Here is an 11,108-nt window from a genome sequence, read left to right as displayed (position 1 = left end):
CCTTTCGGCCGAGTCAGGACGCCCACCGCATGCTCGAGCGACGGGAACCGCATGCGCGGCGTCGAGGCCTTCCGGTCCCGCCGCCGCCGTGCCAGCCTGGAGGGACGACCCCGGGGCGCGGTGCTCCCTACCGCGAGCGCACAGCCGCCCGGGAAGGAGACCTGCCATGAGCTGGATCCGAGAGGCCGACGAGAGCGAGCCCAGCGGCGCCGTCGCGGCAGCGTTCGCGAAGGACCACGAGTCGCGCGGGTACGTCGCGAACCTCACGCGGCTCCTCGCGAACCGGCCCGCGGTGCTCGACGCGTGGATCGGGTTCAACGGCGCGATCAAGGCGTCCATGTCGCCCCGCCGGTACGAGCTCGCGACCTTCGCGGCAGCGCTGCGGCTCCGGTCGACGTACTGCGCGCTCGCGCACGGCGCGGTCCTCGCCGACCACCACGTCGGGGCCGACGCCGTGCGCGAGGTCGCCGAGGGGCACGACACCGTCCAGCTCTCCCCGATCGACCGCGCCGTCATGGACCTCGCGGACAAGGTCGCCGCGGGGGCCGCCGACATGACCGAGTCCGACCTCACCGAGCTGCGCGACCTCGGGCTCGACGACGGCGAGATCCTCGACGTGATCCTGGCCGCGTCGGCGCGCTGCTTCTTCAGCTCGGTCCTCGACGCGACCGGGACGCAGGCCGACGCGGTGTTCGCCGGCCTCGACCCGGCGTTGCGCGACGCACTGACCGTGGGCCGGCCGATCGCGACCCCCGACCCCGTGGGCCGGCACCTCGCCGGCTGACGTCCGGCCGCTCCCCTCCCCCCGCGGGAACCGTCCTAGGGTCGAAGCATGAGGTCGTCCCGTCGAGGCGCCACGAGCGCCGCCCTGCTCACCACCGTCCTGCTGCTCGCCGCGTGCTCCCCGGGGGGCGGGACGCCCTCCTCGACGAGCGCTCCGCCGTCGGGCACGTCCAGCCCCACCGCGACCGAGACGCCCACTCCCACCCCCACGCCCGAACCGACCACCGACGCCCCGGACCCCCTCGCCGGGTGGAGCCTGGAGCAGAAGGTGGGCCAGCTCCTCATGGTCGGGGTGAACGTGGGGAAGATCGACCAGGCGAGCTACGACGCGGTGCACCAGCACCACGTGGGCAACGTGTTCCTCGCGGGCCGCACCCAGGCCGGGTCGGTGCGCGTGAAGAACCTCGTCGAGTCGTTCACGGCCCTGGTGTCCGACGAGACGACGCACGGGACCCCGATGTTCGTCTCGACCGACCAGGAGGGCGGCGAGGTCCAGGTGCTCCGCGGACCCGGCTTCTCCGACATGCCGAGCGCCATGGCGCAGTCCGCGCTCTCCCCCGCGGAGCTCCAGGACCAGGCCACGTCGTGGGGCGAGGAGCTCGCGGACGCAGGTGTCGACCTCAACCTCGCACCCGTCATGGACGTCGTGACGAGCCCCGAGACGGCGGCGACCAACGCGCCGATCGGGTACTTCGAGCGGAACTACGGGTTCGGGGTCGAGACCGTGACGTCGCACGCGAACGCGTTCAGCGCGGGCATGGAGGAGAACGACGTCGACGTCGCGATCAAGCACTTCCCGGGCCTGGGCCGCGTCGGGGGCAACACCGACACGACGGCGGACGTCCGCGACGCCGTGACGACACGCGACGACCCGTCGGTCGCGGCCTTCCGGGCGGGGATCGAGGCCGGCGCGGCGTTCGTCATGACGTCGACGGCGATCTACGACCAGATCGACGGCAGCCTCCCCGCGGCGTTCTCGCCCGTGGTCGTGGACGGGCTGCTGCGCGGAGACCTCGGCTTCGGGGGCGTCGTCATCACCGACGACGTGTCGAAGGCCGAGCAGGTGCAGGCATGGTCTCCGGGCGATCGGGCGGTCCTGGCGATCGCCGCGGGCGGCGACATGGTGCTCGCCTCGGCCGACCCGACCGTGGTCCCCGAGATGGCGACCGCCCTCGTCGAACGCGCGCAGGCCGACCCCGCCTTCGCGGCCAAGGTCGACGCTGCGGTGCTGCGGGTCCTGGCGGCCAAGGAGCGCCTGGGATCCTGAGGGGACCGTCGGCCGCACCTGTCAACGCCCGTCCACACCCCGGTCCACACGTTGTCCCCATGCCTGTCCACAAAGTTATCCACAGACCTGGGGACAGTGTGCACAGGGGCGCACCACTCACGCGACCCCGAGGTACGCCTCCTTGATGCTCGGGTCCGCGAGGAGCTCCCGGCCGCCCCCGGAGCGCACGACCTCCCCCGTCTCGAGCACGTACGCGCGGTGCGAGCGCGACAGCGCCTGCCGCGCGTTCTGCTCGACGAGCAGCACGGTGGTGCCCTGCGCGTTGATCTCCGAGACGATCCGGAAGATCTGCTGGATGACCATGGGCGCCAGGCCCATCGACGGCTCGTCGAGCAGCATGAGCCGGGGCCGCGCCATGAGCGCGCGCCCGATCGCGAGCATCTGCTGCTCGCCCCCGGACATGGTCCCGCCCACCTGCGACGTGCGGTCCTCGAGCCGCGGGAACAGCTCGAAGACGCGGGCCAGCGTCTCGTCGTGCACGGCCTTGTTCTCGAACGTGCGCCCGTAGGCCCCCATCTCGAGGTTCTCCAGGACCGTCATGCCGGGGAAGATCCCCCGCCCCTCGGGCGCCTGCACGATCCCCTCCAGGACCCGCAGGTGCGGCTTCATGCGCGTGATGTCCTTGCCGTCGAACACGATCTTCCCGCGCGACAGCGGCCGGATCCCCGAGACCGCGCGCATGGTCGTCGTCTTCCCGGCGCCGTTGGCCCCGATGAGGGTCACGAGCTCGCCCTCCTCGACCGTGATCGACACTCCGCGCACGGCCTCGATCCGCCCGTAGGCGACCGTCATGTCCGTGATCTCAAGCAGGGGCATCTGCGTCTCCCTCGGGCAGCTCTTCGTCGGGTACGCCCAGGTAGGCGGCGATGACCTTGGGGTCGGACGTGACGTCCTCGGGGGTGCCCTCGGCGATGACCTTGCCGAACTCGAGCACCACGATGCGGTCCGTCACGCCCCGCACGAGGCGCATGTCGTGCTCGATGAGCAGGACCGTGTACCCGTCGTCACGGATGTGGCGGATGAGGTCCATGAGGGCCTCCTTCTCCGCCGGGTTGAAGCCGGCCGCAGGCTCGTCGAGGCACAGCAGCTTGGGCTCGGTCGCGAGCGCCCGCGCGATCTCCAGGCGCCGCTGCTCGCCGTAGGACAGGTTGCGCGCCTTCTCCGTGGCGCGCGCACCGACCCCGACGAACTCGAGGATCGCCATGGACCGGTCGATCGCGTCGCGCTCCTCCTGCCGGTGCCTCCTGGTGCGCAGCAGCGCGCCCGGCACCGAGGTCCGGTGCCGCGCATCGGTCCCGACGACGACGTTCTCCAGGGCCGTCATCTCGTTGAAGAGACGGATGTTCTGGAAGGTCCGGGCGATACCGAGGCGCGTGATCTGGTTGCGCTTGGCCTTGCCCAGGACCTGCCCGTCGAACCGCACGAGGCCCTTGGTGGGCCGGTAGACGCCCGTCATGGCGTTGAAGGCCGTGGTCTTCCCGGCCCCGTTGGGCCCGATCAGCCCCAGGATCTCCCCGCGCCGGATGTCGAACGAGACCGAGTCCAGCGCGGTCAGGCCGCCGAACACGACCGACACGTCCTCCATGCGCAGCAGCGGCTCGCCCACCTCGGTGCGGACCGTCCGGTCGGCCGCGACGATCGCGTCGACCAGCGCGGAGTCCGCGAGCTCGGGCCGCACCTCGGTCACGTCGACCATCACGGGCTCGGCGAGCCCGGCGCCGGGCAGGTACTTCTCGGCCATGGGCTCGCCCGCGTCCGCGGACCGCGACAGGTGCGCGTCGCCGACGTCGCCGCCGGCCCCCATGCCACCAGGATCGTTGCTCATCGGTTCCCCCCGTCGGTGGTCTCGTCGTGCTCGCCGGCACCGCTCCCGGCGGGGCCGTCTGTCCCGCTGCCTGTCCCGCTCCCCGTGCCCGACGCCGGAGCAGACGTCGCGTACGCGGCCTGCGGGCCGCCGTCGGGCATCTTGGCGAGCGTTCGGCGCGCCGCGACGTACAGCTCACGCCCGTACGTGAGGAGCTTCTGCCGGACGGGTATGAGCCCCTGCGGCCGGAAGATCATGAGCACCATGAGCGCGACCCCGAAGAACAGGTACTTGTAGTTCGCGATCTCGTTGCCGTCGATCGGGATGCCGAACAGGGACGTGCGCCCCAGGAAGAAGTTCGGCAGGTACACGATGATGAACGCCCCCAGGATCACGCCGAGCTTGTTGCCCTGGCCGCCCAGGACGACCGCGCACAGGAACAGGACCGAGTTGATGATGTTGAAGTTCGTCGGGATGACGAACTGCACCTGACCCGCGTAGATCGCGCCCGAGACGCCGCCGATCGACGCCCCGATGACGAATGCCCACAGCTTGAAGCGGAACGTCGGCACGCCCATGATCTCGGCCGCGTCCTCGTCCTCGCGGATCGCGACCCACGCCCTGCCCACGCGCGAGCGCTCGAGGTTTCCCACGAGCATGAGCGAGATGATGATGAAGACGAGCGACAGCCAGAACCACCACACGCCCGAGTTGAGCGTCGTCCCGACGTTGCCCGCCGAGAACACGCCGTTGGGCAGCTCCTCGGTGACCCCGAGCCGCGGGTAGGCGACCGACTTGAGGCCCTGGCCACCGCCCGTGATCTCGTCGAGGTTGTCCGCGAGCAGGCGCACGATCTCACCGAAGCCGAGCGTCACGATCGCGAGGTAGTCGCCGCGCAGGCGCAGCGTGGGCGAGCCCAGGACCAGGCCCGACATGGCAGTGATCGCGACCGCGACGGGCAGGATCGCGAGCCATGCCCAGTCGTCCGACAGCCAGCCCTCGGGCTGCGTCACGTTCCACGGGCTGTCCGGGCTCGTGAGGATCGCGAGCGTGTACGCGCCGATCGCGTAGAAGCCCACGTAGCCGAGGTCGAGCAGGCCCGCCTGCCCCACGACGACGTTCAGGCCGATCGCGATGAGCGCGTACATCCCGAACTGCGCCATCACGGCGCCGAAGTTGGTCCCGACCGTGGTCAGGACCGGGATGTTCAGGATCGGCAGCAGGGCCACGAACAGGATGAACGGGACCCCGACCCCCCACTGCGCGGGCCGCGCGAGCGCGTCCCACCACAGCCGGAACCGGTCCCCCACCCCGCCGTGAGGGCGCTGGGAGACTGGCGTCTGACCCGCGGGCGGGAGCTCGGGGCGAGGGCGCACGGGCTGGGTCGTGCCGTCGTTCTCCGCAGGAGTGCTGGTGCTCATGCTCGCGCCCTCCCCAAGGACTCGCCGAGGATGCCGGTCGGACGGAACATCAGGACCACGATCAGCAGGACGAACGCGACCACGTCGCGCCACTCGGTGCCGAACACGACCTGGCCGTAGTTCTCCATGACGCCCAGCAGCAGGCCACCGAGAAGCGCCCCGCGCAGGTTGCCGATCCCGCCGAGGACCGCCGCGGAGAACGCCTTGATCCCCAGGATGAAGCCGCCGGAGTAGATGATCCCGTTGGGGACGCGCAGCGTGTACAGCAGTGCCGCGGCACCGGCCAGGACACCGCCGATGAGGAACGTCAGCATGATGATGCGCTCGCGCGAGACCCCCATGAGGGTCGCCGTCACGGGGTCCTGCGCCACCGCGCGGATGCCCCGGCCGAACTTGGTGCGGTTGATGAACATGTCGGTCGCGAGTGCCAGGATCAACGCCGAGAACACGATGATGAGGGTCACGTTGGTGACGTTGGCGCCGAAGAGCGTGAACTGGACCTCGGGCTCGACCAGCCGGATCGGCTGCTCGGCGTTCACGCCGCCCAGCTCACCGCCCGTCAGTGCCGGGAGCACGAAGTGCACGAACTCCTGGATCACGAACGACGCGCCGATCGCGGTGATGAGGAAGACCAGCGACGGGGCCCCGCGTTTGCGCAGGGGTCTGTAGGCCACGCGTTCGAGCCCGACGGCGGCCCCTCCCGCGACCACCATGCCGCCGATCATCGCGATCCCCAGGTAGAGGACCGTGAGCAGGATGCCCTTGTCGAACGCGTCGCCGCTCGGGTAGAAGCCCAGGGCGAGGAGCGTGGCGTACTGCCCGAACATGCCGAGCATGAAGATCTCGGAGTGGGCGAAGTTGATGAGGCGCAGCACGCCGTAGACGAGCGTGTAGCCCACCGCGACGAGCGCGTAGACCGCGCCGTAGGTCAGGCCGTCGACGGTGAGGGCCCAGAAGTTGCGGCCGAGGGCCGCGAGGTCGAATCCGATGAGTGGGTCGGCGGCGAGGACGCCGTGGACGAGCATCGACATGCTGCTCCTTGAAGCCGGTGGGAGGGCGGTCGGCCGACCGCGGTACGCCCTCCCCGCGGGGAGGTGGGTGCACCGCGGTCCGCTCGGCGGCTGCCGTCAGGCGGCACCGCCCCCGGCCCGGCCGTGCTCGACCGGGAAGGGGGCGGCGCTGCGGGCAGGCAGGCGCCGACCGGCTACTGGACCTCGTAGATCCAGATCAGCGCGGACGAGAGCTCGCCCGTGTCGTCCCACTTGTAGGTGCGGGCCAGGCCCTCACCGTCGTAGTTCGTCACGAAGTCGAGCATCCCGGCACGGTCCGTGACGCCCGACGCGATGCCCGTGAGCATGATCGTCGCCAGGTCGTAGCCCTCGACCGAGTAGACGCCCGGAGCCTGGCCGTTGAGCGCCTCGTACGCGGCCGCGAAGTCGTCGGGAGCCGGACCGCACGGGCAGGACAGGATCGCGCCCTTGGACGCCGCGCCCGCCTGCGTGACGAACTGCGGGTCGTTGGTACCGTCCGCGGACACGAACGGGATGTCGACGCCGGCGTCACGCAGCTGCTGCGCGAACGGCGCGGCCTCTGCGTAGTAGCCCGCGTAGAAGACGGCGTCCGCGTCGGAGCTCGAGATGAGCTGCGTCGCGGCCGCGAAGTCCTTGTCACCGACCTTGACCTCGGCCGAGCAGGAGTCGTCGGCCGCGTCGCCGAGGCCCGCGGTGATCTCCTTCGCGAGACCCACGCCGTAGTCCGAGTTGTCCTGGACCACGCAGACCTTCTCGTACCCGAGCGTGTCCACCATGTACTTGGCGACCGCCGGGCCCTGGACCGCGTCGTTCGCGAGGCCGCGGAAGAACGTCTTCCAGCCGTTCTTGGTGATGTCGGGGTTGGTGGCCGACGCCGACAGCGACGGGAGGCCCGCCTGGCTGAAGACGTCGCCCGTCGCGGAGGTCTCACCGGAGAACGCCGGGCCGAGGAGCGCGATGATGCTCGCGTCGCCGACGATCTGCGGGGCGACCTGGGTCGCCTTCTGCGGGTCGCCCTCGGTGTCGAACTCCTTGATCGTGACCTGGCAGCCTGCGTTCGCGGCGTTGAACGCGTCCACCGCGACCTTGGCTCCGTAGAGGATGTTCTGCCCGAGCGCGGCGTTGGGGCCGGTCAGAGCACCCGCCATGGCGATCGAGGTGCCCTCGGCACACTCGGCCGTGCCGTCGCCGGCCGGGTCGACCGGGTCGCCCGACGTCTCGACCGGGACCTCGGCCCCGTCGATGTCGATCTGGACGGACGGCACGATCCTGAGATCGGCCGACCCTGACTCGCTCGACGTCTCCGTCGACCCTCCGTCGTCCCCCTGAGACTGGGTACCGCATGCGGTGATGGCGAGGGCGGCTGCCAGCGCGAGAGCCAGCCCACCCGTCGTTCGACGTGCTGTGCGTTGCATTCCGAACCTCCGTGCGCCAGATCGCACCTGGGTGCTCGGAGACCTCGCACCCGCGGTGGATCACCTGATATTCAGCACTGAATAACGTGCTGACGATGGCACAGGTCGGACCTGCGCGAAACCCCAGATGCACAATTGCAACCAGGGACTCACACGCGGCGAACCGGACAAGGCGCCCGTGGTCCGGGACCCGGGTCCGGCGACCTGAGTGCCTGGAACGTACGCGGGCGCGGTTACACGAGACTCCGTCCCTCGTTACGGCGCCGTCACGGGAACGTCTCGATCCGGTCCAGGAGCGGCAGGCGCGGAGCCGCCGGGTCAGGACGGGTACTGCGAGAACGCGGCCGTCGCGGGGTCGGAGCCGAGCCGGGCGTCGGAGTCGAGCGCGTCGATCGCCGCGACCTCGTCGGGCGAGAGCTCGAACCCGAACAGGTCGATGTTCGTCGCGAGCCGCTCGGGGTCCACCGACTTGGGGATCACGATCCGGTCGCTCTGGACGTGCCAGCGCAGGATCGCCTGGGCGGGCGTGACGCCGTGGGCGTCGGCGGCCGCAGCGACCGCGGGGTGGTCGAGGTCCGCTCCGCGGCCGAGCGGCGAGTACGCCTCGACCGCGATCCCGGCGGCCCGGGTCGCGGCCTGGGTCGCGCGCTGCTGGTAGGTCGGGTGGACCTCGATCTGGTTGACGGCCGGCACCACGTCGGTCTCGGCGAGCAGGCGCGCGAGGTGCTCGGGCAGGAAGTTGGAGACGCCGATCGCCCGCGCCGCGCCGTCGGCGTACAGCTTCTCGAACGCCCGCCAGGTCTCGACGTAGAGGTCCTTGCTGGGGACGGGCCAGTGGACGAGGTAGAGGTCCACGACCTCGACGTCGAGCTCCTCGCGCGAGTCCTCGAACGCCTGCAGCGCAGACTCGTACCCCTGGTCGCCGTTGCGGAGCTTGGTCGTCACGAAGATCTCGTCGCGGCGCAGGCCGCTCGCGCGCAGCGCGGCACCCACCCCGGCCTCGTTGTAGTAGCCGGCCGCGGTGTCGATGTGCCGGTAGCCGGCCTCGAGCGCCTGCTCGACGTTCTGCTGGGTGGCGTCGTCGGGCACCTTGAAGACGCCGAGCCCGACCTGCGGGACGGTGACGCCGTTGTTGAGGACGACGCCGGGAACCTGCGCGGGAGAGACCATCGTCCAGTTCTACCCTGGCACGCGCGGTGCGCACCACCCGTCTCGGCGACGGCGGGCAGGCGCGCGGGGGGAGTCGCTCGATGGCCGAGAGGTGAAGGCTGTGGAGCCCTTGCGACGACCGTGCACGAGGGTGCTGGAGACGACTGTGGCGCTGCTCTCATCCGCCGTGCCGGTCGCGACGCGCACCGGGTCCGGGTGGCACGGTGGTCTGGTGCCCCAGTCCCTTCCTCCGACCCGTGACCAGACGCCGGGCGGCTCCGTTCCCGCGCGCCCGCGGAACCGTGCCGTCTGGGTCCTCGCCGTGCTCGTGCCGCTCCTGGTCGTCGCCGCAGGGGTCACGTTCTACCTGACGCGCGCCGCTGCGGACCCGTCCGGGGAGGCCTCCCCCACGGGCTCGCCGTCCCCCACGGTCCCTCCGGTCCCCGCCGGACGGGTCGACCCGCCGGCGGTCCTGGACCCGGCGTCGGTCGAGAACCTCGAGATCCACCAGGAGTCGACTGCGGACGCCGGTGACGCGCGCTCGATCTCGACGGTCTCGATCCCTGGGGAGCGCTCCCTCTCGCACGCCTTCGGCCGGTTCGTCGACGCGACCGAGAAGGACTACGACGCCGCGATCGACCCGGACGGGGTGGGCAACGAGCTCAACGTCGGGTGGGACCTGGTGCTCGCGCAGGGTGACGTGCTGGGGGTGCGTGCCACGACGTACGCCTTCACGGGCGGGGCGAACGGCGAGGTCGGCTCCCAGACGTTCTACACCGACCTCCCGCGCGCGACCACGACGTGGTCCTCGGACCTCTTCACGGCCGACGGGCGCGAGCAGGCCGCGCGGTGGGTCGACGCGGCGCTCGACTCGGCCGGTCTGGGGTTCGACGACCCGGTGCCGTCGTCGGAGGACACGTTCCGGGACGTGCGTCTCGGGCCCGACGGCGCCGCGACCCTGGTCTTCCCGCCCGGCCTGGTCTCCGCCCGCTCCGACGGAGAGCTGGCCGTGCGCATCGAGCCCGACGCGACGCGGACGGCCCTGTCCGCCGTCGGGAAGCAGATCGCGGACGTCGCTGCGAGCGGCGCCCCGTTCATGGGGATCGCACCGCCCCCCGTCGAGCCGCCCGTGACCCCGCCGGTCGCGCCCGACCCGTCCGGCGCCCCCGACTGCTCGGTGCTGCGGTGCGTGGCCCTGACCTTCGACGACGGCCCGGGCAAGCACACGTCCCGACTGCTCGACACGCTCGCCGCGAAGCAGGTCAGGGCGACGTTCTTCCTCGTCGGCCGTTCCGTGACGTCGCATCCCGACCTGGTGCGTCGCGAGGTCGCCGAGGGGCACGCGGTGGGCAACCACACCTGGTCCCACCCCGACCTCTCGAAGCTGGGCACGGACCAGATCACGGACGAGCTGACCTCGACGGCGGACGCGGTCGAGGCCGCGTCGGGCGTCCGACCGACGCTCGTACGCCCTCCGTACGGCGCGACGAGCGACACTGTGACGAGTGTCCTCTCCCAGCGGAACGAGCCGGCGATCCTGTGGAACGTCGACACCGAGGACTGGAAGAACAAGGACACCGCCATGACGACCGAGCGGGCACTCGCAGGCGTCCGACCTGGGGCGATCCTCCTGATGCACGACATCCACGGCTCGACCGTGGACGCCGTCCCCGGCATCGTGGACGGCCTGCGGGCCGCAGGCTACACGCTCGTGACGGTGCCCGATTTGCTCGGCCCTGACCTGGTTGGCGGACACGCGTACTTCAATCGTTAGCATCAGGGCTAGCACAGTCGGAGTAACCCCTGTACCGTAGCCGGTGAGATTGCAGTGCCTCGCTTGTCCTTGCGCAACGGCCCCATGCCACCGCGAACCTTGTTACCCAAGAGTTGACGACGAACACCGTGATGTTCGGCTCCAGATCATGGAGCTGTTTGAAACTCTAGAAGGAGATCCCCATGGCATTGGGAACCGTGAAGTGGTTCAACGGCGAAAAGGGCTACGGCTTCATCGCACCTGAGGACGGCAGCGCCGACGTGTTCGCGCACTACTCCGCCATCCAGACGCAGGGCTTCCGCTCGCTCGAGGAGAACCAGCGCGTCGAGTTCGACGTGACGCAGGGCCCCAAGGGCCCGCAGGCGGAGAACATCCGCCCGCTCTGATCTCACTCGCCTCCGGGCGTAGCTGATCATTGAACGAGTGCCCCCGACCGTCTCGGT

The 11,108-nt window shown here is 70.7% G+C and carries 10 protein-coding genes; 4 read left to right on the top strand and 6 right to left on the bottom strand.

The annotated features are described in order from the left end of the window. Positions 1 to 166: 166 nt before the first annotated feature. Together ACFRCR_RS12190 and ACFRCR_RS12185 are read left to right on the top strand one after the other, a co-directional pair. Positions 167 to 784, top strand: a complete 618-nt coding sequence (locus tag ACFRCR_RS12190; RefSeq protein WP_377677830.1) for a carboxymuconolactone decarboxylase family protein — start codon at positions 167 to 169, stop codon at positions 782 to 784. A gap of 48 nt (positions 785 to 832) precedes the next feature. Then, entirely contained in the window at positions 833 to 2,050 is a 1,218-nt protein-coding gene (locus ACFRCR_RS12185; RefSeq protein ID WP_377677829.1) for a glycoside hydrolase family 3 N-terminal domain-containing protein, read from the top strand. A 117-nt stretch (positions 2,051 to 2,167) separates the two neighbouring features. On the opposite strand, the gene ACFRCR_RS12180 is transcribed toward ACFRCR_RS12185, so the two are convergent. The 6 genes from ACFRCR_RS12180 to ACFRCR_RS12155 form a co-directional block, all read right to left on the bottom strand. Next, a complete protein-coding gene (locus tag ACFRCR_RS12180) occupies positions 2,168 to 2,887 on the bottom strand; it encodes an ABC transporter ATP-binding protein (protein WP_056653240.1) in 720 nt (239 codons plus the stop codon). After that, entirely contained in the window at positions 2,874 to 3,767 is an 894-nt protein-coding gene (locus tag ACFRCR_RS12175; RefSeq protein WP_225227649.1) for an ABC transporter ATP-binding protein, read from the bottom strand. Before ACFRCR_RS12175 ends, ACFRCR_RS12180 begins: the two co-directional genes overlap by 14 nt. Positions 3,768 to 3,892: 125 nt before the next feature. Next, positions 3,893 to 5,296 carry a branched-chain amino acid ABC transporter permease gene (locus tag ACFRCR_RS12170; RefSeq protein WP_377677828.1) on the bottom strand — a complete coding sequence of 468 codons (1,404 nt, stop codon included), beginning with the start codon at positions 5,294 to 5,296 and terminating at the stop codon, positions 3,893 to 3,895. Next, positions 5,293 to 6,327, bottom strand: coding sequence for a branched-chain amino acid ABC transporter permease (locus ACFRCR_RS12165; RefSeq protein WP_377677827.1), 1,035 nt, complete (start codon positions 6,325 to 6,327; stop codon positions 5,293 to 5,295). Before ACFRCR_RS12165 ends, ACFRCR_RS12170 begins: the two co-directional genes overlap by 4 nt. A 173-nt stretch (positions 6,328 to 6,500) precedes the next feature. Next, on the bottom strand, positions 6,501 to 7,592 hold the full coding sequence (locus ACFRCR_RS12160) for a branched-chain amino acid ABC transporter substrate-binding protein (protein WP_377677826.1): 1,092 nt from the start codon (positions 7,590 to 7,592) through the stop codon (positions 6,501 to 6,503). Between the two features lie 468 nt (positions 7,593 to 8,060). Beyond that, positions 8,061 to 8,912: an aldo/keto reductase gene (locus tag ACFRCR_RS12155; RefSeq protein WP_377677825.1), complete on the bottom strand. Its 852-nt coding sequence runs from the start codon at positions 8,910 to 8,912 to the stop codon at positions 8,061 to 8,063. 211 nt (positions 8,913 to 9,123) lie between these two features. On the opposite strand from ACFRCR_RS12155, the gene ACFRCR_RS12150 reads away from it, so the two are divergent. Beyond that, positions 9,124 to 10,665: a polysaccharide deacetylase family protein gene (locus tag ACFRCR_RS12150; protein ID WP_377677823.1), complete on the top strand. Its 1,542-nt coding sequence runs from the start codon at positions 9,124 to 9,126 to the stop codon at positions 10,663 to 10,665. Between the two features lie 182 nt (positions 10,666 to 10,847). Then, a complete protein-coding gene (locus ACFRCR_RS12145) occupies positions 10,848 to 11,051 on the top strand; it encodes a cold-shock protein (protein WP_030152390.1) in 204 nt (67 codons plus the stop codon). The last annotated feature ends 57 nt before the right edge of the window (positions 11,052 to 11,108 follow it).

It is taken from the genome of Oerskovia sp. NPDC056781, assembly GCF_042789955.1.
In the GTDB taxonomy this organism is placed as follows: domain Bacteria; phylum Actinomycetota; class Actinomycetes; order Actinomycetales; family Cellulomonadaceae; genus Oerskovia; species Oerskovia rustica.
Note: the sequence above shows the minus strand (reverse complement) of the source record. Positions and strands in the feature narration are given on the sequence as shown.

Excerpts from the sequence above, each read along its gene's own strand:
- ACFRCR_RS12190 (WP_377677830.1), top strand. The coding sequence starts at position 167 with ATGAGCTGGATCCGAGAGGCCGACGAGAGCGAGCCCAGCGGCGCCGTC.
- ACFRCR_RS12185 (WP_377677829.1), top strand. The coding sequence starts at position 833 with ATGAGGTCGTCCCGTCGAGGCGCCACGAGCGCCGCCCTGCTCACCACC.
- ACFRCR_RS12180 (WP_056653240.1), bottom strand. The coding sequence starts at position 2,887 with ATGCCCCTGCTTGAGATCACGGACATGACGGTCGCCTACGGGCGGATC.
- ACFRCR_RS12175 (WP_225227649.1), bottom strand. The coding sequence starts at position 3,767 with ATGGTCGACGTGACCGAGGTGCGGCCCGAGCTCGCGGACTCCGCGCTG.
- ACFRCR_RS12170 (WP_377677828.1), bottom strand. The coding sequence starts at position 5,296 with ATGAGCACCAGCACTCCTGCGGAGAACGACGGCACGACCCAGCCCGTG.
- ACFRCR_RS12165 (WP_377677827.1), bottom strand. The coding sequence starts at position 6,327 with ATGTCGATGCTCGTCCACGGCGTCCTCGCCGCCGACCCACTCATCGGA.
- ACFRCR_RS12155 (WP_377677825.1), bottom strand. The coding sequence starts at position 8,912 with ATGGTCTCTCCCGCGCAGGTTCCCGGCGTCGTCCTCAACAACGGCGTC.
- ACFRCR_RS12145 (WP_030152390.1), top strand. The coding sequence starts at position 10,848 with ATGGCATTGGGAACCGTGAAGTGGTTCAACGGCGAAAAGGGCTACGGC.